Origin of the sequence: Streptomyces sp. NPDC008238, from assembly GCF_042956445.1 — a bacterium.
Taxonomy (GTDB): domain Bacteria; phylum Actinomycetota; class Actinomycetes; order Streptomycetales; family Streptomycetaceae; genus Actinacidiphila.
The window spans coordinates 123,336-145,828 of the sequence record NZ_JBIBGK010000013.1 but is presented as its reverse complement, the minus strand read 5'-3'; the positions used below and the strand labels follow the sequence as shown (position 1 = coordinate 145,828).

General features: G+C 72.7%; 22 protein-coding genes. 9 read left to right on the top strand and 13 right to left on the bottom strand.

Going from position 1 to position 22,493, the window contains the following annotated elements:
• Positions 1–575: 575 nt before the first annotated feature.
• From ACFZAU_RS24995 to ACFZAU_RS24985, 3 genes are all read right to left on the bottom strand, one after another.
• Complete coding sequence (locus tag ACFZAU_RS24995; protein ID WP_500554028.1) at positions 576–2,339, bottom strand: hypothetical protein; 1,764 nt, start codon at positions 2,337–2,339, stop codon at positions 576–578.
• A 130-nt stretch (positions 2,340–2,469) separates the two neighbouring features.
• Positions 2,470–2,823 (bottom strand): antibiotic biosynthesis monooxygenase family protein, encoded by a 354-nt coding sequence (locus tag ACFZAU_RS24990; protein WP_500554027.1) that lies wholly within the window; start codon positions 2,821–2,823, stop codon positions 2,470–2,472.
• Between the two features lie 123 nt (positions 2,824–2,946).
• Positions 2,947–3,219, bottom strand: coding sequence for a DUF3253 domain-containing protein (locus tag ACFZAU_RS24985; protein WP_500554026.1), 273 nt, complete (start codon positions 3,217–3,219; stop codon positions 2,947–2,949).
• Between the two features lie 129 nt (positions 3,220–3,348).
• On the opposite strand from ACFZAU_RS24985, the gene ACFZAU_RS24980 reads away from it, so the two are divergent.
• A complete protein-coding gene (locus ACFZAU_RS24980) occupies positions 3,349–4,332 on the top strand; it encodes a helix-turn-helix domain-containing protein (RefSeq protein ID WP_500554093.1) in 984 nt (327 codons plus the stop codon).
• Between the two features lie 101 nt (positions 4,333–4,433).
• On the opposite strand, the gene ACFZAU_RS24975 is transcribed toward ACFZAU_RS24980, so the two are convergent.
• Entirely contained in the window at positions 4,434–7,100 is a 2,667-nt protein-coding gene (locus ACFZAU_RS24975) for an outer membrane protein assembly factor BamB family protein (RefSeq protein WP_500554025.1), read from the bottom strand.
• A gap of 956 nt (positions 7,101–8,056) precedes the next feature.
• Complete coding sequence (locus tag ACFZAU_RS24970) at positions 8,057–8,590, bottom strand: GNAT family N-acetyltransferase (protein ID WP_499601266.1); 534 nt, start codon at positions 8,588–8,590, stop codon at positions 8,057–8,059.
• A 174-nt stretch (positions 8,591–8,764) separates the two neighbouring features.
• On the opposite strand from ACFZAU_RS24970, the gene ACFZAU_RS24965 reads away from it, so the two are divergent.
• Both ACFZAU_RS24965 and ACFZAU_RS24960 read left to right on the top strand, forming a co-directional pair.
• The gene (locus ACFZAU_RS24965) at positions 8,765–9,634 is read left to right on the top strand and encodes an LLM class F420-dependent oxidoreductase (protein ID WP_500554024.1); all 870 of its coding nucleotides are present in this window, start codon (positions 8,765–8,767) and stop codon (positions 9,632–9,634) included.
• Positions 9,635–9,822: 188 nt separating this feature from the next.
• Complete coding sequence (locus ACFZAU_RS24960; protein ID WP_500554023.1) at positions 9,823–10,890, top strand: ferritin-like domain-containing protein; 1,068 nt, start codon at positions 9,823–9,825, stop codon at positions 10,888–10,890.
• A gap of 57 nt (positions 10,891–10,947) precedes the next feature.
• On the opposite strand, the gene ACFZAU_RS24955 is transcribed toward ACFZAU_RS24960, so the two are convergent.
• Positions 10,948–11,433: a hypothetical protein gene (locus ACFZAU_RS24955; RefSeq protein WP_500554022.1), complete on the bottom strand. Its 486-nt coding sequence runs from the start codon at positions 11,431–11,433 to the stop codon at positions 10,948–10,950.
• A gap of 92 nt (positions 11,434–11,525) precedes the next feature.
• A complete protein-coding gene (locus tag ACFZAU_RS24950) occupies positions 11,526–11,759 on the bottom strand; it encodes a hypothetical protein (RefSeq protein ID WP_499601262.1) in 234 nt (77 codons plus the stop codon).
• A 245-nt stretch (positions 11,760–12,004) separates the two neighbouring features.
• On the opposite strand from ACFZAU_RS24950, the gene ACFZAU_RS24945 reads away from it, so the two are divergent.
• A complete protein-coding gene (locus ACFZAU_RS24945; RefSeq protein WP_500554021.1) occupies positions 12,005–12,136 on the top strand; it encodes a hypothetical protein in 132 nt (43 codons plus the stop codon).
• Positions 12,137–12,259: 123 nt separating this feature from the next.
• Here the strand turns inward: ACFZAU_RS24945 and ACFZAU_RS24940 are convergent, their stop codons facing one another.
• Positions 12,260–12,634 (bottom strand): fic family toxin-antitoxin system, toxin component, encoded by a 375-nt coding sequence (locus ACFZAU_RS24940; RefSeq protein ID WP_500554020.1) that lies wholly within the window; start codon positions 12,632–12,634, stop codon positions 12,260–12,262.
• Positions 12,631–12,876, bottom strand: coding sequence for a plasmid mobilization protein (locus tag ACFZAU_RS24935; protein ID WP_500554019.1), 246 nt, complete (start codon positions 12,874–12,876; stop codon positions 12,631–12,633). Before ACFZAU_RS24935 ends, ACFZAU_RS24940 begins: the two co-directional genes overlap by 4 nt.
• Positions 12,877–13,140: 264 nt before the next feature.
• On the opposite strand from ACFZAU_RS24935, the gene ACFZAU_RS24930 reads away from it, so the two are divergent.
• The 4 genes from ACFZAU_RS24930 to ACFZAU_RS24915 all read left to right on the top strand — a co-directional run bounded on the left by ACFZAU_RS24930 (position 13,141) and on the right by ACFZAU_RS24915 (position 18,652).
• The gene (locus tag ACFZAU_RS24930) at positions 13,141–13,488 is read left to right on the top strand and encodes a CATRA system-associated protein (RefSeq protein ID WP_500554018.1); all 348 of its coding nucleotides are present in this window, start codon (positions 13,141–13,143) and stop codon (positions 13,486–13,488) included.
• A 34-nt stretch (positions 13,489–13,522) separates the two neighbouring features.
• Positions 13,523–15,070, top strand: coding sequence for a CATRA conflict system CASPASE/TPR repeat-associated protein (locus ACFZAU_RS24925; RefSeq protein ID WP_500554017.1), 1,548 nt, complete (start codon positions 13,523–13,525; stop codon positions 15,068–15,070).
• A 72-nt stretch (positions 15,071–15,142) separates the two neighbouring features.
• Positions 15,143–17,812, top strand: coding sequence for a CHAT domain-containing protein (locus ACFZAU_RS24920; protein ID WP_500554016.1), 2,670 nt, complete (start codon positions 15,143–15,145; stop codon positions 17,810–17,812).
• Positions 17,813–17,881: 69 nt separating this feature from the next.
• Positions 17,882–18,652: an NUDIX hydrolase gene (locus tag ACFZAU_RS24915; RefSeq protein ID WP_500554015.1), complete on the top strand. Its 771-nt coding sequence runs from the start codon at positions 17,882–17,884 to the stop codon at positions 18,650–18,652.
• A 96-nt stretch (positions 18,653–18,748) separates the two neighbouring features.
• Here ACFZAU_RS24915 and ACFZAU_RS24910 read toward each other — a convergent pair whose 3' ends face one another.
• From ACFZAU_RS24910 to ACFZAU_RS24900, 3 genes are all read right to left on the bottom strand, one after another.
• The gene (locus tag ACFZAU_RS24910) at positions 18,749–18,982 is read right to left on the bottom strand and encodes a hypothetical protein (protein ID WP_500554014.1); all 234 of its coding nucleotides are present in this window, start codon (positions 18,980–18,982) and stop codon (positions 18,749–18,751) included.
• A gap of 124 nt (positions 18,983–19,106) precedes the next feature.
• Positions 19,107–19,916 carry a universal stress protein gene (locus tag ACFZAU_RS24905; protein ID WP_500554013.1) on the bottom strand — a complete coding sequence of 270 codons (810 nt, stop codon included), beginning with the start codon at positions 19,914–19,916 and terminating at the stop codon, positions 19,107–19,109.
• A gap of 71 nt (positions 19,917–19,987) precedes the next feature.
• Entirely contained in the window at positions 19,988–20,815 is an 828-nt protein-coding gene (locus tag ACFZAU_RS24900) for a universal stress protein (RefSeq protein WP_500554012.1), read from the bottom strand.
• A gap of 332 nt (positions 20,816–21,147) precedes the next feature.
• Between ACFZAU_RS24900 and ACFZAU_RS24895 the strand changes: the two genes are divergently transcribed.
• A complete protein-coding gene (locus ACFZAU_RS24895; protein ID WP_500554011.1) occupies positions 21,148–21,792 on the top strand; it encodes a dihydrofolate reductase family protein in 645 nt (214 codons plus the stop codon).
• 36 nt (positions 21,793–21,828) lie between these two features.
• On the opposite strand, the gene ACFZAU_RS24890 is transcribed toward ACFZAU_RS24895, so the two are convergent.
• A complete protein-coding gene (locus ACFZAU_RS24890; protein ID WP_500554010.1) occupies positions 21,829–22,434 on the bottom strand; it encodes a PadR family transcriptional regulator in 606 nt (201 codons plus the stop codon).
• Positions 22,435–22,493: the final 59 nt, after the last annotated feature.

Sequence of the window (22,493 nt, the reverse complement as noted above, 5' to 3'; positions counted from 1 at the left end):
GCGGCCCGGAACGCGAGCCGGCCTGCCGCGCTCCCGGCAGGGCCGAAGACCGTGTTCCGGATCAGGCTGCCTGCCGTGGTGGGCTCCGGGACGCTGGCCGGCGCCGAACTCGGCGCCGCGACGTCGGGAGCGGGAATCGTCCGCCGTGCCGACACCGCCCCAACCGACCCCCGCGACAGTGCCGTTGGCCGTCCCCCGGCCGTCCCGACAACACCCGGCAGTAGGGCTGGATCGCTCGGAGGGGTGAGCCTAGTTTGAAGTGTCCACGACCCGGGAGGAGGCCCGATGAGACGTACGGAAGCGGCCAGGCAACTGGGGAGGTTCGTGCGCGAGCACCGTACCGACGGCGCACGACGTCTGCGGCAGGCGGGCATCTGGCTGCTCGTCGGGGCCGCGGGCACGGCCATCGGGCTTCCGATCGCCATCGCTTCGGTGGGCACCACCGAGGGGGCACCGGGACTGGCGGGGCTGCTGCTCGGCCTCGGCCTGGTCGGGTTCGGCCTGGGGACCTGGCGGCTGGTGCAGGCGTTCCGTACCCGGGAACAGTGCTTCGACATCCACGAGCGCGGGTTCACCTACCGGGTGGCGGGCACCGCCACCGTGATCCCCTGGGAGGACGTCGCGCACGTGAGCACGTCCGGCGGCGACGACCGGCCGCTCGCCGAAGCCCGGGGCATGGGCTCCACGTGCCGGATCCACCTGCGCGGCGGACGCCGGATCCACGTCGACACCTTCACCGAGGACATCCACGACCTGGCGGCGGTCATCCACCGGGCGGTCAGCCTCGGGGAGCACCCCAAGGGCCGGGGACGCTGACGGGGAGGCACCGGTCGGTCGTCCCGGAGCTGCCCTGCTCCGACGTGACGGCTACAGGCCCGCCCGGGTGAGCAGCCACTCCATGCGCTCGACGGGCAGGTACGCGAGGCAGCCGCGGCCTCGGCGACCTGCTCCGAGGAGTCGGCGAGGAGCCGGAACAGGGAGGGGAGCGGAAGGCTGCGGTGGGGCGCGACCGCGCTGCGGACGCGTTGTTCGGGGTCGGAGGCCAGCTTCCCGGCGAGTTCCGCGGGCAGATCCGGATCGCGGGGCGCGAAGGAGCGGAGCCGCGGCTCGGCGTCCGTGGCGAAGCGCCGCAGCACCTCCGGGGGGAACGCCAGGACCTCGGCCCGGTCCCACCAGAACGTGAACTTGTCCCGCCTGCGGTAGCGGCGCTCGATGTTCTCGGCGGTCGCGGGATCGACCAGGTGCGGGGCGGCGGCCGCCATGGTGAGGCGGACGATCTCCTCCTCGTCGTCGAGCAGCCGGGCCACCGCTTCGGCGGGAAGGCCCTTGCCGGCGGCCGCCGAGACGCGGAAGCCGACGTAGGGCGAGTCGATGTGCGGCAGCGGGTCGGCCGTGACCCATGGCAGCCGCAGGATCCGCAGTTCCGTCGGCGCGAAGGAGTCCTGGAACCACCGCAGGACCGCGTCGTCGTCGGCGTCGGGGCCCGGGTCGGCCTGCGAAAGCGACACCTCGTGGACCGAGGCGTGGATCCGCGCCCGCACGTGCTCGGGCGTGTCGGGCCGGGCGAAGACCTTCACCCGGACGTGCAGCGCCGGATCGACGGCGAGGACGTCGCGGACCGAGGGCGGCAGGTCGGGGTGCCGGGCGAGCTCGGCGCGCACGTCGCTGTCCGGATCGTCGGCGAGCCGCCGGAAGGTGTCCGGATCGAGAACCGCGTGGATCACCGCGCCCGCACGGGTCACGGGGTCCGCGAGCAACGCCGGCAGCAGATCCGACGGCGGTACCGGATGGGGCTCGGCCGCGAAGTAGGTCGAACAGGCCGCGGCCCGGACCTCGGCCTCGGGATCGGTCAGCAGGATCCGGCGGACCGCTTCCGGCGCCCCCGTCCAGTGCCTCGCCAGCGCGGCGCGGACCGCGGGGTCGCGGTCGTCGGCGAGGCGGGCCCGGAGGTCGGGCGGCGTGTGGCGGCCCTTGGCCAGGTCCTCGCGGACCTGTCGAGCGGGGTCGTCGATGAGCTCCTCCAGCATCTCCCTCGGTGCGGTCGCGGCGTTGACCACGAGCGCCGACCGCACCGCCTTGTCCCGATGGGCGGCCAGCCGGACGCGGAACCGGTCCGGCAGACGGTCGTTCAGCGCCAGACCGTGCAGGAGCCGGTCGTCGTCGGTCGCCACGATCTCGGCGACCATGTCCTCGGTGAGATCCGGACGCCGCGCCACCTTCCCCATGCCCCGCCGCCATGCGAACAGCCGCCGGATCATGGGAGCCGGCAAGGCGGGATTCGCCGCCAGGCCGTCCATCACCCCGCCGAGGTGGACCGGAGTCAGGGCATCGGCATCCATGCGGCCAGGATGCCAGGCGGCCTCCGACGCGACGCGGGGTGGTCCGCGGCCGGCACGCGATCTCGCCGACGCGTCTTCCCGCCGGCTCGGGCCGCCGCCGACAGCGGCGGCCCTCCCTTCGCCGCTGCCGTCAGGAGGGGTGCAGTTCGACAACGACGCGATAACTGGCGGGCTCTGACGTGATGTGGAGGCCCGGGTCGTCGAACATGCGCTGCAGCGAGGCATGCCACTCGGGGTTGCCGGTCGCCGTGTCGAGCTCGGTGCCCGAGGCCCACTCGGCGACGTGGACGAAGCGCGTCTCGGGGGCGTCGGCCAGGGGGCGGTGCAGACGGGAGCGGAGGAAGCCGGGCTGGGCCGACATGATCCGGGCGTTCTCCTGGTACACCTCGGCGAAGTGGTCGGCCTCGTCCGCAGGCACGGTGTAGCTCTTGATGACGGTGACCGGGCCGTCGACGCCGGTCTTCGATTCCAGGGAGTGACTCATGCACACGGTGACCGGCGGCGCATCGGCCCTGTGACAGGCCGTCGGATCTCTTTACCGACCGATGACCTGACGCTGCCCCTCGAGGGCGCCGCTCCGCGGTCCGCCAGGCGACGACGCGGTACGTCAGCGGGGGCGGCGGATGCGGATGGGGCCGCGGGCGTCGTCCGGCTCGACGGGACGGCCTCCCTGCGTGATCTCCACCTCGCCGGCCGCCACGAGCCGCCGGGCCGCGCGCCGGGCCGCTTCCATCAGCTCCCGCCAGCCGTTGTCATCGCCTTCGTACGCCGCCCTCGCCGCGTCGGAAGGGCAGATCGACGCGGTCGGAGCACGATCGTCCAGCAGCTCCAGGATGGCTCGCTCCAGGCGCCGGCCTGTTCGCCGCTCGTCGCCGGACACACGACCAGTGTCGCAGCTTCCGTCGGGGCATTCAAAGCCCCGCTGAGATCACCGGCAAGACATTCGGGCCGCATTCGGTTTCCAGTCCGCGATCACGACCGGGTACTCCTCTATACTTTCGATGTGATCATGTCAGCCAACTCGAGCGCCGGTTCGCCACCTCGTTCCCGTTCACCCAGAATTCACATCCAGGTCGCCCTGGCCCATGCGCGACGCGATGAATTGCTGAAACAGCGGTGGCGGGGACTGAACGAGGCCCGTCCTTGGCAGGTGCATTCGCTACGCGTACCCAGGCAGTACACGACGGGCCATTACCGGTGCTGGCTGGATTCCTTCTCCATCGGCAACATCGCGGTCAGCGAACAGTACGGCGACGCGGTGGAAGGCGTCATCGGCATGAAGCGCTCCACGGAGCGGCGCACGGCGGTCCACATCGTGCGGAGCGGCGGGCTGAGCCTCACCGAGGCGGGTCGCACCGTCCAGGTGGCGCCGGGCACCCTGTGCGTGCGGGATGCGCAGGTGCCGCGGGAGTTCTCCTACCGGCCCGGCACACGGGCACGGGTGCTGCTGCTGCCGTCCGGGACCCTGACCGACGCGGGGCTGGACCGGGCTCCGGCACTCTCGCTCATCTCCCAGAGAACACCGGAGGCGCGACTTCTGCTGGGGCAGCTCCATCTGGTCCGCGAGGCACGGGGCGATTTGAGTCCGGCGGGCGTCCGTGCCGCTCAGCAATCCGTTCTGCAATTGCTGGCCGGCACGCTCATGGCCAAGGGAATTTCCGCCGACACCGCCCTCCGCCCTTCGCTCCGCACAGCCGCACGCAATTGCGTGGAGTCCCGCCTCCTGGACCCCCACCTGTCTCCGGCGGAGATAGCGCGGACCCTTTCGGTGTCCGTTCGCACATTGCACCGGGCGTTCTCCGAGACCGACGAATCCCTGATGTCCTACGTACGGCGGCGCCGTTTGGAGCGAGCACGCGAGGAACTCGTCGCACTCGGCGGAAGGCACACCGTCTCCGCCGTGGCGGCCCGGTGGCACTTCTCCGATGTGAGTCACTTCAGCCGCGCCTTCAAGCGGCAGTTCGGCGAGGCGCCGAGCGCCGTCGCTCCCTGATGCCGTGACGGGGCGCGGTCGGCGCTCCGGGGCACGACGGCTCGCCGCCGCGTCCTGCCGAAGCGGTGTCCGGCAGGACGCGGCGGTGGGCGGGCCCGGGTCTAGTGCGCCGACACCGGGACGGTGACGTTGCTGAACGTGTTGGCGCCGGCGGCGTCGCCCGCCGCGACCGGGCCGTGCGTCCAGATGCCGAGGACGTTGTTGGAGATCGTGTTCCCGGTGATCCGGACGGACATCGGGTCCACGGTGCTCACCAGCAGGCCCGTGGTCTGCAGATCGTCGCCGGCGCCGGTGTCGCTGTCACCGACGGTGTTGTTGGTGCCGATCTGGTTGTTGCCGATGACGTTGCCGCCCAGGTCCACGCCGGGCGCGCCACCGTGCACGGCCACGGCCGCCCAGCCGTTGCCGGTCATGACGTTGCTCTGCACGGTGTTGCCGTAGACGGCGCCGCCCGTCACCGCCGACGCGAGGGTGACTCCGCCGCCGCCTGTGCCGAGTCCGTTGTCGAACACGTTGTTGCCGGTGATGCCGTTGCCGAAGACGCCTCCGGCGTCGGTGGCCCGCACGCCGCCGGGGGCCGCCGCGCCGTTGCGGGAGACCAGGGTGAAGCCGGATCCCGAGGCGTTGCCGTGCACGGAGTTCCCGCTGAAGGTGTTGCCCGTCGCGGGACCGGTCTCGTCGCTGACGACGATCCCGGCGCCGTTGCCGCTGACGGTGCCGGCCAGCACGGTGGCGTGGGAGCTGCCGAGCAGGTGGATGCCTCCGCCGCAGTCACCGGGCTCGGCGGGCGTCCCGCACGAGGTGTAGGCGTTGGCGACGGCGTTCGGGCCCGTGCCGGTGTTGTTGCCCGAGACGATGGTGTTCGCGATGGTCGCGTTCTTCACGCTGTTGACGAGGATCCCCTCGCCGACGGCGTTCTTCACCGTGAACCCGGTCACCGTGACGTCGGGCGCGCTGATCTCGATGCCGTTGATCAGGCCGGTGGCGTCGATGGTGACGTTCGAACGGGCTTCGAGGGCCAGCGGCTTGGTCACCGCGACGTTCTCGTGGAACGTTCCGTTGCAGACGACGACCCGGCCACCGCCGGCCACCGCCTTGACAGCCGCGTTGACGGAAGTGAAGGCAGGGGTGCTGCAGCTGGTGTCGGCCGCGGAGGCGACGGCGGACGGCGAGACGTAGACCGTCTGCGGGAGGGTCTGCGGCAGGGAGAACGCGTAGAGCTTGTTGTTGTCACCCTTGGCCGGGAAGAACGGGCCCATGTTCTGGGTGTGGTAGCCGGAGCCCCAGTACACCGAGCCGTCCACGATCGACGCGCCGCCGAGGACCGCGCCCCCGCTGGGGAAGCCCCACTTGATCGCGCCGGTCGCGGCGTCCATGGCGTACATGTTGTTGGCGGCCGGATTCGTGGAGCCGCCGTAGACGACGCCGTTGGCGCTGGACACGAAGGACATGGGGGACGCCGAGTCGGGCGTCGCGGTCTCCCACAGGATGGTGCCACTGGCCGGGTCCAGGGCCGCCCAGAAACCGCCCGTGGTGGTCGACTTCTGTCCGGTCGCCGACGTCAGCGTGATGGGCAGGTGGTTGGTGTTGGTGTTGGCGACGTAGATGCGCTTGCCGTCCACGGCCGAGCCCCACTGGAGGCCGCCGAGGTTGCCGCCGGGGCCGACCGCCGTGCCCCAGACGATCTTTCCGGTGGCGGGGTCGAGCGTCCAGTAGACGCCGCTCTTCTGGCCGATGCCGAGCAGGTCGGTGGCCTTGCCGTCGACGCTGGTGGTGAAGAGGTTGGGCGCGGAGCCGAAGTCGAAGTCGTCACCGAACCGCTGGCCGACGGTCCAGGTGTCGGCGGTCAGGGTCTTGGTGGCCCAGGCGATCGCGCCGGTGTGCAGGTCGAAGGCGACGATGGAGTCCTGGTAGTTGTCGGCCGCCCCGGGATCGCAGTCGGTCTCGTCGGGGGACGTGCAGACGCCGGGCGGCACGGTGTAGTTGTTGCCCGTGCCGACGTAGACCAGGCCGGTCTTCCTGTCGACCACCGGGTTGCTGCCCCACACCGCGCCGCCGGTGTAGCCCTCGGGGATCACGTAGGTCTTCCACAGCTGCTTGCCGGTGGCGGCGTCCAGCGCGACGACGCTGCCGCGGAAGGTGTACGGCGGGGCGAACCGCTCGGCCTTGGACGACACGCCGACGTAGACGACACCGTCGGCGATGACGGGCGACGACGTCACGATGGCGGCCGGGTCCGCGTCGATCCGGGTCTTCCACAGCCGCGTGCCGGTCAGGGCGTCGATCCCGAAGAGGTACGCGCCCTCCGTGCTGTTGCCGCGCTGCTCGCCCGAGCCCGTGACGAGCGTGCCGTTCCAGTACGCGGGGCTGAGCCGTGAGATGTCGCCGGCGATCCCGGTGTAGTCGCTGATCCGGTGGCTCCAGATCCTCTGACCGGTCGTCGACTGCACCTTGTGGAGGTTGCCGGCCCAGTCGGGCGCGTACACGTAGCCGTTCACCACCGTGGGTGTGGCCGACACGCTGTCCCCGGTGGTGAAGGTCCACTTGGGTTTCAGGGCGGCCACGTTGCCCGTGCCGATGGTGCGCTCGGCGGCCGCGTTGTGCGTGTCGCCGAGGTCGCCACCCGCGTACGGCCAGTCGGACGCGGAGGCCGCCGGTACGACCGGGGTCGCGGCCGTCGCGGACGGTACGGCCGTCGCCGCCACGGCGGTGGCGGGCAGGGCCGCCGTGAGTGCGGCCATCGCGAGCCCGGCCAGGCCGGCACGCATCCGCCCTCGCCATGCTCGGGCTGGTGTGCGTATGGACATGAGTAAGCGCCTCCCGATCCTTGATGATCTTGCGGTCGAGAGCATAGGGACGCCCCGCGGCGCCGGACGGTGGCCTTCAGGGCGCGATATGCGACCGCAGCGGTGAAGGAAAAAGGGCCATCGGGGCGCCGTCTCCGGGAATCGGGGCGGCGTACGGCGAGACCCTTCCGTATTGACCGGCGCTTTCCATGTGAGCGCTGACGGCTGCGGAATGTGAGGGAACTCCGCGCAAGCCTTCCGTGAAGCTCGGGGTGCCGCGAATCTATCGGAAGGTTGAATTCCCCGAAGAGGAGGCGGGAAGGCTGCGGGACGCAGATTCTGCACCGTTCAGCCGGAACAGCTTCCGGACGCACATCAGTGCGGAAAGACCGTCTCAGAGGCGCCTGCGAGTGCGGGACACGCCTCCGCCGGGCCGGAGCAGCACGAGCAGCACGTTCGCAGGAAGGGGGCGACCCACCGGGGTCAGCCGCAGGGCCCCGAACGGCACCGCCATGGAGCCGAGAGGAAACGCTCCCGGAAGGAGGTGCGGACGCGCACGGCGCGGAATACGTCCTCGTTCCCGAATGCGCGCTGGAAGGGCATCCCGGCTTCTCGCCCGATGTGAAAGGGAGCGCAACAGGACAGTGCCCGCCGCCGCATTCTCGTCGCGCCATGGTCGCGGCCTGCGGGCCTCGCCTTCTTTCTCCGGCGAAGTCCTCGAACCGAAGGCGGAAACAGGGATGACGCGTCCTCAGAAAAGGCGGTACTCACCGAGGACATTTCGTCGTGCGGTACCGCGTTCCGGCGCCCACCCTTTGCCTCGGCTCTCGGCAAGCGTGGCACGCAAGTTCATGCGTCTGGCACGGAACTTCCAGTGCCGGGCGTCGCCGTGCAGGGTGGCTCCCCCGCCGACGCCGACGGGGGGCGGTCGCGCCGGTTCAGGCCTCGTACTCGGTGAGGTCGATGGTGTGGACGCGCAGCGGGAAGCCGTACGTGGGATGCGTGGTGTCGTGCTCCGGCACCATGCCGAGCTTGCGGATCACCTTCTCCGAGGCGGTGTCGCCGATGCGGGCGACCGCGACCAGGCGTTCCAGGCCGCGGTCCTGGAGCGCGAACTCCATCGCGGCGTGTGCGGCCTCCGAGGCGTACCCCTGGCCCCAGAACTGCGCTCCCAGCCGCCAGCAGACGGACACCTCGGGCATCACCTCGGGCAGGAACCCGGGCAGCGTGAGGCCGGTGAAGCCGGCCAGTTCGCCCGAGGCGAGCAACTCGACGGCGAAGAGGCCGAAGCCCTCCTCGTCCCATTCCTCCTCCCACCGCTCGATGGCCTCCGCCGTGTGTTCCAGGTCGCGCACGGAGCCGTCGCCGACCCAGCGCATGACCCGCGGGTCGCCGTTGATCTCGGCCATGGGGACCAGATCGTCGTCCTGCCAGCGGCGCAGGAGCAGGCGGGGGGTCTGGATCTCGGTCATCGGCTCTTCCCGTCGGAGGTGGAGGCCGCAAGGGTAACCGGTGCGGCGGCCCGTCCCGGCCGCCCGCGGTGGCCTGCACCGTCCGGGTGACGCACCGGGCGGGCGCCGCGCGGCCTGCCGCGTCATCCGGGCGGGTCCGCGCTTCCCGCCTAGGGTGACGCCAGGAGGTGGCGGATGCGAGTGGGACTGCACGCGCTCGGCATCGGTGACGGTGCCCGTCCGCAGGTCGTCGCCGCTGTGGCCGCGGCAGCGGAGGCGCACGGTTTCGCCAGGCTCTGGTGCGGCGAGCACGTGGTGCTCGTGGACGCACCCGCCTCCCGGTACCCGTACTCCCCCGACGGACGCATCGCCGTGCCCGCGGACGCGGACTGGCTCGACCCGCTGCTCGCCCTCACCTACGCCGCCGCTGTCACCAGCCGGATCGAACTCGCCACCGGGGTGCTCCTGCTGCCGGAGCACCACCCGGTCGCACTCGCCAAGCAGGCCGCCACACTCGACGTGCTCTCGGCCGGACGCTTCACCCTGGGGGTGGGGGTCGGCTGGTCGGCGGAGGAGTTCGCCGCGCTCGACGTGCCCTTCGCAGCGCGCGGCCGGCGCGCCGAGGAGTACCTCGCCGCGATGCGCACCCTGTGGGCTGACGACCCGGCCACCTTCACCGGGGAGTTCACCCGGTTCGACTCGATCCGGGTCAACCCCAAGCCGCTGCGCGGCGCCCGCCTCCCGGTCGTCGTCGGAGGCAACAGCGACACCGCGCTGCGCCGCGCGGCGGCGCACGCGGACGGCTGGTACGGCTTCAACGTCCCCGCCGCCGACGTCCCCTCGCGCACGGCCGTCCTCGCCGACGCGTGCGCCCGCCACGGCCGCGCCTTCGACGAGTTCACCGTCGCGGTCGCGTTGAGCGACGGCACGCCGGAACACCTGCCCGCCCTCGCCTCGGCGGGCGTCTCGGAACTCGTCGTCGTCGGCGCGCCCCCGCCGGACCCCGACGCCGCCACCGCGTGGGTCGCGCGACTCGCCCGCACCTGGATCCCCGACGCAGGCTGACGCCGGGCCGACACGGGGGGCGGACGGGTGTCACAAACCCGCGGCCGACCCGGTCAGGGAGGTGACCACACGGAGAGCAACCACCCTCGTCGCGAGCGCACTTCGGCGGGCACCTCGTGACCGCCGGCGTCCGCCGCCGAAGGTGGGGCTCCCGTGCGCCCAAGACACCGAAGTGAGCACACGCATCCATGATCCAGGACCGGTCCACCCCTTCCGCAGCCGCCTCGACGGCGGGCATCACGACGCTGGACGACCTGCGTCAGCACCTCCAGTGGGCCATCGAACTCGAACACGCCACGTTGCCGCCCTACCTGACGGCCCTGTACTCCCTCGACCCCGGGCGGAACCCGAACGCCGCGCAGTTGATCGGCGGCGTGTTCGTCGAGGAGATGATCCACCTCGCCCTGGCGGCGAACCTCCTCAACGCCGTCGGCGGACAACCCCGCCTGGACGCGCCGGACCTGCTGCCGGGACACCCGCGGACCATGCCCCACGCCGACCCGTCCATCGAGTTGTCGCTGCTGCCCTTCGGGGACGAGGCCCTGGCGATGTTCCTCCGCCTGGAACAGCCGGCGCGCCCGGGGGACCCCGCCGAAGGCGACGGCTACGAGACGATCGGCCAGTTCTACGATGCGGTCGAGAAGGGCCTGCGGCGGCTGTGCGACGAACTCGGCGAGGACCGGGTCTTCACCGGGGACCCCGCCCGCCAGGTCGCCGGCGGCCCCTTCGCGCACACCGCCGGGCACCTGAGCCCGGTCACCGACCTCGACTCGGCGCTCGCGGCGCTGGAGGAGATCGTCGAGCAGGGCGAGGGCGCGGCACGCGCCGGGGTCTGGGACGGGGACGTGGACCTGTTCCACCCCGAGAGCAAGGCGGTCTCCCACTACTACCGGTTCCGGGAACTGGCGCTCGGCCGGCGGTACCGGCCCGGGGACACGCCCGAGTCCGGCCCCACGGGGGAGGCGGTGACGGTGGACCCGGCCGGCGTCCGCCCCCTGCGGCCCAACCCCCGGATGGAGGACCACCCCGTGGGCAGCGCGATCCGCACCGCGCAGGAGGCGTTCAACCAGACGTACTGCACGATGCTCCACCTGCTCGAGGAGGCCTTCAACGGCAATCCGGCGATGCTGGGGATGTCGGTGGGCACGATGTACGCGGTCAAGCAGCAGGCGCAGGCGCTCATGGCCATGCAGGACGACGACGGTCCGGCGGCCGGCCCGACCTTCGATTACGTCGCACCCGAGCACCGCGTCTGAGTTCCCGCCGGCCGTCGCGTGACGGGTCCGGCTGCGGCGGCGCGCCGTCCGGGCGGCTCAGCCGCTCTTCGCCGCCCGGACGGCGTCTCGCAGCGCGTCCCTGAACGAGCGGCCGGCCGGGTCGTCGCCGAGGGCGACGTGCAGGGACTCGGCCTCGGACCGGTCCGACCAGCGGGTGAACACCGACATCCCGCTGTCGACGGCCAGTCGCTGATCGCCTTCGGTGAGGGTCATGTCGGCCAGCCGCCCGGAACGTGCCGTGGTCGTCCCCGTGCTCGTGTCGGTCACCGAGACCAGCAGGTGCCCCGGCAGCAGCACGGCGGCGGTCAGCGTCTCGCGCAGGGGGCCGCCCCTGGTCAGGCGCGCGAGGACGCCGGGACGGCGCCGGGGCACGCTGCGGGTCTCCACACAGGCGGTCGCGGCCGCCGCAACGTCGCCGAGCAGTTCGGTCTCGGCCGTGGCCAGTACCGCCGTGCGCAGCCGGGAATCCAGGTCCCCGACCGTGCAACCGCGGCTCGTACGGGCGTACAACTGCTCGGGCATGGAGGCATCGTAGCCTTCGGGGCCGCCATGACCACCGGCTTCCGCCGAAGCTCATGGGGCGTCATCGGTGCGTCATCGGTGCCACGTCGGAGTCACAAGGCCGCCTGCTGGGCCGCCTGGTAGGCGTTCCAGAGGGGTTGTACGACGGTGCACCGGCGGGCGGCGCCGTCCTGGCAGGTGGAGCACGAGGTCGCGTGGTCGAGCCAGGCCCGGTACGCCGTCTGGGCCGCCTGGTTCGCCCGGCTCACACGCGCCCGGACCACGGCACCGGGCCCGGAGCCGGTCTCCAGCCAGCGCTCCGTGAACCCGGGTTCCTCCTCCCCCATGACCAGACTCCCCCAACCTCGCCGGATCCCACATCCGGCCGGCCCCACCGACGGACACCCCAATGTATCGGGCCGCCGCCCACGCCACGCGATCCTCCCCGGCATCCGGACGGCGTCACGGTCCCGCACCGTACGGGCGGAATCCCGCAAGCCAGATCGGGGCGGAGGCGTCTTCGACACCACCTCACCGCGGATGCGCAACGACCAGCGGCCCATGCTGGTCGACTGCTTGGCCTCCTCCTCCCGTGGACGGGGATTACAGCGGTTGCCCGCTGCAGTCTGACGGCCGGCCCACACTTCTGGCGCGGCTCCGCGCCGACGGCGGCGACGTGGCCGCGGCCGACCGGATCGGCGCGCTCGCCGCGGCCCCCGCCTGACCGCCTGCGCCGAGCGCACCGCGGCGGCAGCGGATGCCCCGGGCTCGGTGCGCAGGGGAAGGAAGCAGGAGGACCCCGGCCCTCGCGGGGCCGGGGTCCGTCACGTCCGCCGGTGAGGACCGCCTACGTCGCCACCCATCCGCGGACGACCTCGGCGACCGCCCTGACGTCCAGGGCGTCCCGGTCGATCCGCGCCGCCAGCTCCGCCGCCTCCTTCGCGCCCACGGTCACGATCGCCCCGCTCGCCGTCAGGTACGCCGCCGCGACGACCGCGGCGAACAGCTCGTTGGCGTGCTCCAGCGCCGGCACCCGGATCAGCTGGTGCATGAGGGCGGCGGCGCGGTGGTGCACCTCCGTGTAGACGGGGGTGTCCATCACCTTGTCGGCGTGCCTGGCCACGGCGGCCGCCATGGAACCGAAGTCGGTGATGTCGGGGTCGCCGGGCATGTGCCGGTGCGCGAGGTCCAGCAGCCACGCCCGGTCGATGTGGACGATCACGCGGCGGCCCCGGCACCCTCTCCGGCCTTCGGGTGACCGAACGCCTCCGCGAAGGTGTCGCCCCAGGCGTCCGCGAAGTGCGCGCCCGCGCCCAGGAACCGGTGCCGGAGGTCGTTGGCCTCGTCCGCCAGGACCTGGCGGGCGTAGTCGGACACGCTCATTCCGGCGGCCTTGGCCCGCGCCTCGATGCCGGCGGCCGTCTCCGCGTCCACCCTCACGTTGATCTGCCTCTGGCTGCTCATACCGGCACTGTAGCAGCCCGTACGTACCGCTACGCCGCATCGGCGGACCCCCTTCCCGCCCTGGACGGCTTGTCGAGCGGCACCACTTCGTCGCCCCCGCGATGCTCCTGACACCACTGCCGCGTCCGCGGTCCCGCCCGCCTCCACGACCGGTGAACAGCCCCTGCGTACACGGGAATTCAGACCGCGCGCCCGGTGATGCGGCGCTATTCTGGGCTCCCCTTCCCGTCAGGGATGCGGGGAAGCGGCAACGGGGGGCTACTGGTGGATGCTGACGCGACGCGGCGTGCCGCCAGACGGCTTCAGGCTCTGGACGACTGGTTCCTGTCGGCCGAGAAATGGCTCAAGGTGGACGAGGTGCTGCGGGGTCTGAGCGAGGCCCTGACGACCGGGAAGGCCGCGGATTCCGACGAGGCGGTCGCCAAGGCCCTCGACGCATTGCAGGGACTGGAGTCCAGCCATCGCGCCAAGGCCTTGCCAGGCGCCCGGAAGACCCCCATCTCGCCGGAGCTGCGCGAGCAACGCAACACCCTGGTCGGCGAACTCTGCCTCCGCCTGGACGGAACGGACGGACAGGGCGACGCGGGGTGCACGCCGCCCTCGGACGACTGAGCGTCCTTCGTCCTCCTGGAAGGGGTGACGCCTGGTGCACCGGTTCGCCAAACCGTCGCTGATCATCACCTGCTTCGCGCCGGCCGCGCCGGAGTGGGGCGGGGCCTCTCCCCACGCGTACCTGCGGCGCCTCTGGGACGCCTGCCGGCTGCTCGGCATGACGGCGCCGATCGACGGCCTGCCCACGGACGAGCATCTCGGGTTGGACGGTCGTGCGGGCACTGTTGCGGCGTACACCGTCCTGGCCGGGGCGCGGACGCGGACGGACGGTCCCGGCGTCCACGCCGCGTTGCTGTTCGCCGAGCACGACGTGGTGGGGCTGGTCGCCCTGCTGGCGCCGAACGACCCCGACGCCGGCCCCGAACAGTGGAACACCCTGCTGAACCAGTGGTCGGCGGCCGTGGCCCGAGCAGGAGCCGCCGATCCCCCGCCGGAGCAGATCCTGGGCGAGTTCCACCTCTTCACCGCGCTGTACCGGGAAGGCAGATCCCGCTCGGAGCGGTCCATGGCCCAAGTGGTCCGACACCACGCACCGGCGTCCGGCGAAGGAGAGGAGGGCTGGTGGCGCGGACACGACGTCACCGAGCAAGGGTTCTCCGTCTGGCGCACCGGCCGGGACGACCCGGCGCAGGTGGTGGGCGACTTCTGCGTGCTGGCTCCGGCGCGGGCCGAGGAGGCGTTGGACGAGTGGGCCTGGGCGGTGTCGGGTGAGTACGGCATGCGGCCGCTGACCCGGTACCTGATGCATGCCGCCAAGGCCGGTTTCGAGGCCCGCGTCTACCAACGCGCCTCCGGGACTCTCCACGAGCGCCTGGCGGCGAGCGACCGGGAGAGCGAGGCCCTGCTGCGGGCGCTGCAGCCGAGCGCGGCCGGCGATCCGGTGAGCCTCAAGGACGTCCTGGCCGCGGCCGCCCAACTGGACCGGACACGGCTCGGGCCGCAGGGAACGCTCTGGTCCCTCACCAAACATCGCGACCTGGCCCGCACGGTGGGCCTCGCGGTCACGAACATGCGCCGGTACACGCCCCCGTCACGGCGCGTCGGTGCCGGCACCTCCTGGCCGGAGCGCGACGTGGCGGCCGCCGAGGCCCTGATCGCCCAGGTCCAGGACGACGTGGAGTACATGTCGACCGCCCGCGAACGCGCCGAGTCGGCGCGCGCCGCGGCCACCGCCGTCACCGACCGGGCGCTGAACGAGTACCGGAACCGGTTGAGCCTGGTGCAGACGTCGACCCTGGGGTCCCTGCTGACCGCGCTGACCGTGGTGCAGACCCTCGACTACGACCTTCCGCTCCCGAAGCCGGCCCAGTTGCCGGCGATCCTCGTCCTCGCGGCCGTCGCGCTGCTCCTGCCGCTGGCCGTGCTCAGGCAGGCCGCGGTCTCGGCGGTCTCCCTCTCCTACCGCTGGATCGACTCGGCGGCCGCGGGCCTGCTCGGGTCCTCGGTGTGCTGGCTGGCGCTGACGGTGTGGCGCCTCCGGCTCGGTCACACCCTGCTGCCGCCCGTGGTGACGCTGTGCGCGTGTGCGGCCGTGGGACTGGCCGTCACCGCGGCGGTCCACCGGGCGGCCCGCCGCCGCTGACTCCCCCGGCTCGTCCCCGCCCCCGACCGCCGACCACCGCCCGTCCTCACAGAAGCGGGAGCCGAACAGACCATGTCCCAGTCGACGAGCCCACCGCCGCACGACCCCGTCGCGGCCGTCCTCGAGCTGATCGGACAGCTCGACGTCGAGGACGTCATCCTGCGCTTCGACGTGGACTTCGACGTCCCCATGCGGCAGGACGACGCCCTGCGCCTCCTGCGGCTGGCCGCCGGGTCCGATCGGGGCCGGCCCGACGACGTCCGTGCGACGGCGCGCCGGGTGGGCGCGCACTGGTGCGAGATCGTCCACGCGGACGTGGCGTACCGGCTGTTCACCGGCCTGCAGCTGATCAAGGCCTCGCGCGACGACGCGCGGCTGCTGCACGATCTCCACCTCCGCGGCGCGCTGCCTGCCGACGACCCCTTCGCCGCCTACGCGCTCGCCCGGTGGTTCGACGGGGAGGGCCGGATCCGGTACCGGCTGGGCAGCTTCACCTCGGCCCGGATCTCCTTCGGCACCGCGCTGGACGTCGCGGAGCAGGCCGGGCTGTGGTGGGCCGTGCCGGATCTGCGCAGCAACCGCGAACGGGCGCGGTTCGAGGAGCAGGGGCAGGCGAGCCGGGACGGCCGCACAGGCTCCGCCACGGCCGGGTTCGCCGGGGAACTCGAGGTGCTCCTCGAGGAGATCGAGGAGCTGGCGCACCTTCACGGTGTCGGCCTCGTCGCTCCTCCGACGCCGGACGCTCCCGTCCGCCACCGGGAGTTCCTCCGCGGCTGCTCCAACGCGCTCCACAACCTCGCCATCGCGCTCCGGGAGGCCGGGCAGCCCGCACGGTCGCTGGAGGTCACCTCGCGTTCGCTGGCGATCTCGCGGGGTCTCTCGGACGCTTACCGGGTGGCCCAGTCGCGCACCAATCAGGCGCTGTGCGACCCGGAGAACGCCCGGCAGCACTTCGAGGAGCTGCTGGACCTCCCGTGGTCACGTGGCAGGGCCATCGCCCGGCAGAATCTCGCGCTCCGCAGCGGCGGCGGCCAGGGCCTGGCGCAGTTACGGCAGTTGCTGGACGAAATCGAGCAGGACGAATCGGCGGACGGGCACCACGCCGGGCTGGACGTCGACTTCTACGCCTACACCGTCCGCGGGTACCAGCGGACCGCCGAAGGCCTGCCACCCGACAGCCGTCCCGAGGACGTCCTCACGCGGCGGCTGGGGCTGGCGCGTTCGGTCCGGTCGGCCATCGCCCTGCCCGCGTACAAGCGGACGTACAACCGTCACATGCGGCCGGCGTTCCTGCACGCCACCGCGGAGGCCGTCGTCCGCGGGCACGACCGCCAGGCGGACCAGGAGCGGATCCTCTCCCTGGTCGAGGAGTCCGCCGGCCGTGAGCTGCTGGACCTGCTCGGCTCCTCCCGCCCCTCCGCCCTCGGGCCGCCCGCGCGTCACATCGCCGGAGCCCCCTCGGCCGAGGGCGGCGGCGCCGCGCCCGCGGTGCGCGCCGGTCTGCGCTCCGCCTCACCGGAGCTGGCGCGGGCTCTCCGGGAGGTGCTGGCCGACCGTGAGCGCGAGTACGAAGAGCGTTTCCTGGACGCCCCGTTGGCCTCCGTCCCGCACGACGAGGACATCGCGCACCGCCTCGTCCAGTACACCCTCAACCATCCGGGCTCGTGCGTGGTCCGCTACTTCCGCTACGCGGCGCCCGACGGCGTGACGGGCGGCGGCGGAGCGGTGTCCGACTCCCTCGGCATCTTGGTCTGCCGGGACGGGCGCCTGACGACGGTGCCGGGCATCCCGTACGAGAGCGTGGCGGAGCTGGCCGAGCTGGTGTGGGCCGACGTCTCCGATCCCGAGGCACCGTGGCCCTCAGAGGCGACCTGCCGCCGTGTCTGGGACCTGCTCGTCGCACCCGTGTGGGACCGCGTCGAGGACGGCGGCACCACGACCCATCTCACCCTGATCCCCACCGACCACGTCTTCGCCGTACCGCTGCACGTCGCGGTGGGGCCCGGCGACACCCGTCCGCTCGCCGCGCGGGTCCCGCTCTCCCACTCCGTCAGCGTCGCCGCCTTCGTCACGCAGGGGCGCCACCTTCTCAAGCGCCAGCTCGTGGAACGGGACGACGACCTGGCGGCCCTGCTGTCCACCGACTCCGACGCCTCGGGACGTGAACTGGTCGGCACGGGCTGGGACCGCGATCACGTCGTGGTGGCCGGGCACCCGCCGGAGGGCCTGGAGTACGGCGGGCCCGCCCACGGCGCCGACTGGGACGGGCTCGGCGCCCTCGCCGCCGTGGAACCGGAGTTCTTCGTGTACGCCGGGCACGGCACCTACCTGGACGGCCCGGAGGCCTCCGGCCCGCTGCTCCACCTCGGCGACCAGGACGTGCTGACCCAGTTCGACCTCGCCCTGCGCGTGAACCTGCCGCGCAACAAGCTGTCCGTGCTGGGAGCGTGCGTGGCGGGGCAGGGCATGCGCTCGGACGGGGGCGACGTCCTGGGATTCATGCGTTCGCTGATCATCAGCGGCGCCGGAGCCGTGTGCCTGCCCCTGTGGTATGTCCTGGACATCGCGATGGTGGAGACCGTACGCGCTCTGCTGCGCAAGAGCAGACGTGCCCTGGGCGACGCCGACAGCGCGCCCTTCGACGTCGTCCAGGCCCTCCACGAGCACTACCTCGACGTGCTGGACGACTATCCGAACCTGGCCGGCCGCATCCAGCACACCCCGCTGGCCCTGTACCTGTAGCCACCGCGGCCCGCCGCCGGCGCGGCCCGGGTCCGAGATCGGCACCAACCGGAAGAGACGAGGGGACACATGACGCAGGCGGACCACGCGGACCACGCGGACGACCAGGTGCGCGAGCGCAGGGAGGCACGGCTGAGGGCGTACGACGCCTTGCGGGAGCGGCGGCCGGAGCTCTTCGTGAACCCCCCGGGAACCGCGTACGAGATCCTGCTGGAGCGCGCCGACCAGGACCATGTGACGCGGGAAGTGGAGAAGGTGGCCACCGCGTTCGGCTTCCCCGCGGACTGCGCGGACATCGGCGTCGTCTTCCGCGACCCCTATGTGTGCATGATCCGCGACGCCGTGCGTTTCCGCTCCGGGCGCGTCAACACCTACATCCGCTTCGTCGCCGAGGACGTGGACGGGGGTGCCGCGGTCCTGCCGGTACTGGAGGACGGCAGGATCGTCCTGCTGCACCACTTCCGGCACGCCGACCGGGACTGGCACTGGGAGATCCCCCGCGGTTTCGGCGCGCCGGGCGAGGTGTCCGCCACCACGGCACGCCGCGAACTGCTCGAGGAACTCGGGGGGAAGGTGACCGAGATGGTCCATCTCGGCGAGCTCAGCTCCGACACCGGCATGCACAGCGGCCGCGACCAGTTGTACCTCGCCCGCCTCGCCTCGTCCTCGTTCCCGGAGACCCCCGGCCCCGACGCGCTCGAGGAGGGGATCGACGCCTTCCGGGCCCTCACCCCCGCCGAGATGCGCGCCGCGCTCGCCGAGGGGCAGATCCACGACGGCTTCACCCTGGCGGCCTGGAGCCTGGCCACGGCCCGCGGGTTGCTGTCCTCGGCCCCTTGACGCCGCGCCGTCCACCGGGCGCCGGAAGACGTGGACGTGGACCCCTGCTCCCCGTCCGTTCGCCGGTGGGCGTCGGTTCGTCGCGCCGGTGGCCGTTCAGAAGTCCGCGTGGCCGGCCGTCTGGTAGGCGTCCCAGAGGGGTTGTACGACGGTGCACCGGCGGGCGGCGCCGTCCTGGCAGGTGGGGCACGAGGTGGCGTGGTCGAGCCAGGCCCGGTACGCCGTCTGGGCCTCGTGGTTCACCTGGGTCACGCGGGCCCGGACCACGGCACCGGGCCCCGAGCCGGTCTCGAGCCAGCGCTCGGTGAACCCGGGCTCCTCCTCCCCCATGACCAGACTCCCCCAACCTCACCGGATCCCACGTCCGGCAACCCGTCGCAGCAGACCACCAATCTATCCGCCCGCCACGCGGCGTGACCCCAACTGCCACATCCTGTGCGGTTCCGGCGCCCGATCAGGCCTTGCCGCGGACGACGGCGACCGGGCCGTGCGCGTGGTGCAGCAGCGCCTGGCTCACCGAGCCGAGGAGCAGTCCCGTGAAGCCGCCGCGGCCCCTGGCCCCCACGACCGTCAGCTGGGCGGTCCTGCTCGCCTCGATCAGGACCTCCCGGGTCTCACCGCTCCCGACTTCCTGCCGGACCGTGACGTCGGGATACCGCTCCCCGTGGCCGGCGAGCGCCAGGGACAGCAGACGCTCCGCGCTCTCCACGCCCGTACCGGGCGGGGCGTAGTCCGGCAGCCAGGCGTGCAAGGCGAGGATCTCCGCCTCTCTGAGCGCCGCCTCGGCGAAGGCGAACGCGATCGCGTCCTCACCGTGCGGGGAGCCGTCGACACCCAGCACGACGGGACCGGTGTGCGGCGGGTCCTCGCGGACCACCATGACGGGGCACTCGGCGTGTGCGGCCACGGACACCGCGGTGGAGCCCAGCAGCATGCCGAGGAAGCCGCCCGTGCCCCGGCTGCCGACGACGAGCAGGTCGGCGGCCCGCGACTCGGCCGTCAGCACCGACACCGCACCGCCGAGCATCACCGTGCCGGTGACCTCCGTGCCGGGCGCGGCACCGCGGGCGCGCTCGGCGGCGTCGTGCGCCATGCGGTTGAGGGGCGACGGGTCCAGTGGCGCGTACGTGGGCCCGGACGGCCAGGTGAAGGCGTGCACCACGCGGAGCTTCGCACGGCGCCGGTGGGCTTCCCGGGCGGCCTGCACGACCGCGGCGTCGCTCGACGTCGAGCCGTCCACTCCTACGACGACCAGGCTGCCCACGGCTCCTCCATCCTTCGCTTCGGTCTCCGGGCGCTCCCGCGGTCGGGGTCACCGCCGTGCGTGCCGGCGGTTCACCCCTTGCCGCGGACGACCGCGACGGGCGAGTGCGCGTGCTGCATGAGGGCCTGGCTCACGGAACCCATCAGCAGCCCGGCGAACCCGCCGCGGCCGCGCGCGCCGACCACCGTGAGCTGTGCGGTCCTGCTGGCCTCGATCAGCGCCTCCCGCGGGCCCTCGTGCACCAGCGCGTGCCGCACCGCGACGTTCGGGCGCTTCTCGCGGTGGGGGGCGAGTGCCCTCGTCATCTCCGCACCCTCGTCCGCCGCACGGGACGGGTCCGCGCCGGCGTGCAGCGCGACGACCTCGGCCCCGCGCAGCACGGCTTCGGCGAAGGCGAAGTCGACGGCCTTGTCGCCGGCGGTGGAGCCGTCGACGCCCAGCAGGACCGGCCCGGAGACGACCGGGGGTTCCCGGACCACCATGACCGGGCACTGTCCGTGCGCGGTGAGGAAGACCGCGGTCGATCCCAGGAGCATCCCGATGAACCCGCCCATGCCCCGTGATCCGACGACCACGAGGTCCGCGGTCCGTGACTGCAGTTCGAGGACCGTCAGGGCGTCGCCGTTCATCACGGCGCTGGTGACGTCCACCTGCGGCGCGGTGCGCCTGGCGTGTTCCGCGGCTTCGCGGACGAAGCGTTCGGCGGCCTTCCGCAGGCTGTCCTCGGGCGGGCCGAGCGGTGCGGGGTCCATCGGCACGTGCATGGGCATCGCGGGCAGCGAGAGCCCGTGGACGACGCGCAGTTCCGCCTGGCGCCAGAGGGCTTCCCGGGCGGCTTCCTCCACCGCGTCCAGGCTGGACGCCGAACCGTCGACTCCTGCCACGACGACATTGCTCACCGGAACTCCTTGCCCGCGTGGATCCACGAGGTCGGTCGCGGTGCACGCTCGTGCGGTGTCACGCTCCGCGAGGGTCCCCGGAAGACTTTGGAGGGCCCGTGGGGCGGCTCGGGGCCGAAGCCCCTCCCGGCCGGGGACGGCGTCACCACGACGTGCCCCTTCCCCGGCCAGATTGCCCCGGCTCGGCCGGCGGCGCATCCCGGGGGCGCCCTCGCCGGCCGCGGGGCCCGGCGCGGGCGGTCGCCGTCGCGGCGATGAGTCCGCGGGCGCCCGCGGGTCTACCTCCCGTACACGAACGCGACGACACGAACGCGACACATCGGGAGAAGACCGTGGGCCTCATCCACATCGAACTGTTCGCGACCCTCGACCTCGTGGGGCAGGCGCCCGGCGGCCCCGACGAGGACCCGGTGGGGTTCCCGTTCGGCGGCTGGCAGGCGCCCCTGCTGGACGAGGTCGCCGGGGCGCAGGTCGGCGCCGCCTACGAGGGCACGGACGCCCTCCTGCTCGGCCGGCGGACGTACGACATCTTCGCCGCCTACTGGCCGCACCAGAAGGGCGGCGAGGACGGCCCCATCGCCGAACTCTTCAACGCCGTCCCCAAGTACGTGGCCTCGCGCGGCAGGCCGGACCTGTCCTGGGCCGGGTCCACGCAGCTCGGCCCGGACCTGGCCGGCGCGGTGCGCGAGATCCGCGACCGGCATGAGCACGTGAAGGTCGTCGGGAGCCTGGACCTGGTGCAGACCCTCCTGCGCGAGAAGCTCTTCGACCGCCTCGACCTGTGGGTGCACCCGATCGTGCTCGGCGTCGGGAAGAAGGTCTTCGACGGCGGCGCGGTACCCACCAACGTCACGCTCCTCGAACCGCCGGTGGCCAATCCGAGGGGCACCGTGTACCTGCGCTACGGGCTCGCCGGCGGCACCCCGGGGGCGGGGGACATGAGCGCGCCCGACCGCGGTGTGCGGCGCGAGGGCTGACGCCGTCCCGCACGGGCGGCCGGGCCGGGCGATCGGTCAGCCGTCGTCGCCGGCGTGGGCCAGCAGTTCCTCGGGGGACCAGTCCAGGCGTCCGTCCGCGCAGTCCGCCAGCACGCCCCGGACCCAGGTCAGCTCGGCCGCCGTCATCGCGCGCACGTACCCCAGCTCGAGCGTCGCGATGCGCGGCAGCCCGCTCTCCACCTCGCGGGCGAGGTCCGCGTCGTGCCGCGCGAGGGCGGTCTCCAGGGCCCGCGCGCGGCGGCCGAGCGCGTCCCGCAGCGCCTGCGGGGCCAGCATCATCAGCAGCGACAGCGCGGCGGGGAACTCGGGGAACTCCTGCTTCGGCGTGGAGAGCATCTCGTCGAGCCAGCGGTGCGCGGTCGCGCTGCCCTCGTCGGTGACCTCGTAGACCGTGCGCTCCGGGTAGAGCGCGTCCCGGCCCGTCTCGCGGACGGCGATGAGTCCGGCGGCGAGCAGGCGGTCCATGGTGCGGTACAGGCCGGCCCGCTGGCCGACGTTGACGACCTGGTCCTTGCCCCACTCCTTGAGCAGCCGCTGGACGCCGTACGGGTGCAGCGGCTTGTAGTGCAGCAGGGCCAGCACGGTCAGGGCGAGGGGGGAACTCCGGGGGGCAGCGCTCATGGTTCGATGCTACCCACAGTCGAACTAGTTGACTAGCGACTAGTTGCATTGCAACTATT

What these genes read in the sequence shown, in the direction of transcription:
- ACFZAU_RS24980 (WP_500554093.1), top strand. Translation starts at nt 3,349, where the DNA reads ATGTCAGCCAACTCGAGCGCCGGTTCGCCACCTCGTTCCCGTTCACCC.
- ACFZAU_RS24990 (WP_500554027.1), bottom strand. Translation starts at nt 2,823, where the DNA reads ATGAGTCACTCCCTGGAATCGAAGACCGGCGTCGACGGCCCGGTCACC.
- ACFZAU_RS24910 (WP_500554014.1), bottom strand. Translation starts at nt 18,982, where the DNA reads ATGGGGGAGGAGGAGCCCGGGTTCACCGAGCGCTGGCTCGAGACCGGC.
- ACFZAU_RS24960 (WP_500554023.1), top strand. Translation starts at nt 9,823, where the DNA reads ATGATCCAGGACCGGTCCACCCCTTCCGCAGCCGCCTCGACGGCGGGC.
- ACFZAU_RS24955 (WP_500554022.1), bottom strand. Translation starts at nt 11,433, where the DNA reads ATGCCCGAGCAGTTGTACGCCCGTACGAGCCGCGGTTGCACGGTCGGG.
- ACFZAU_RS24995 (WP_500554028.1), bottom strand. Translation starts at nt 2,339, where the DNA reads ATGGATGCCGATGCCCTGACTCCGGTCCACCTCGGCGGGGTGATGGAC.
- ACFZAU_RS24935 (WP_500554019.1), bottom strand. Translation starts at nt 12,876, where the DNA reads ATGAGCAGCCAGAGGCAGATCAACGTGAGGGTGGACGCGGAGACGGCC.
- ACFZAU_RS24950 (WP_499601262.1), bottom strand. Translation starts at nt 11,759, where the DNA reads ATGGGGGAGGAGGAACCCGGGTTCACGGAGCGCTGGCTGGAGACCGGC.
- ACFZAU_RS24975 (WP_500554025.1), bottom strand. Translation starts at nt 7,100, where the DNA reads ATGCGTGCCGGCCTGGCCGGGCTCGCGATGGCCGCACTCACGGCGGCC.
- ACFZAU_RS24970 (WP_499601266.1), bottom strand. Translation starts at nt 8,590, where the DNA reads ATGACCGAGATCCAGACCCCCCGCCTGCTCCTGCGCCGCTGGCAGGAC.
- ACFZAU_RS24965 (WP_500554024.1), top strand. Translation starts at nt 8,765, where the DNA reads ATGCGAGTGGGACTGCACGCGCTCGGCATCGGTGACGGTGCCCGTCCG.
- ACFZAU_RS24890 (WP_500554010.1), bottom strand. Translation starts at nt 22,434, where the DNA reads ATGAGCGCTGCCCCCCGGAGTTCCCCCCTCGCCCTGACCGTGCTGGCC.
- ACFZAU_RS24920 (WP_500554016.1), top strand. Translation starts at nt 15,143, where the DNA reads ATGTCCCAGTCGACGAGCCCACCGCCGCACGACCCCGTCGCGGCCGTC.
- ACFZAU_RS24915 (WP_500554015.1), top strand. Translation starts at nt 17,882, where the DNA reads ATGACGCAGGCGGACCACGCGGACCACGCGGACGACCAGGTGCGCGAG.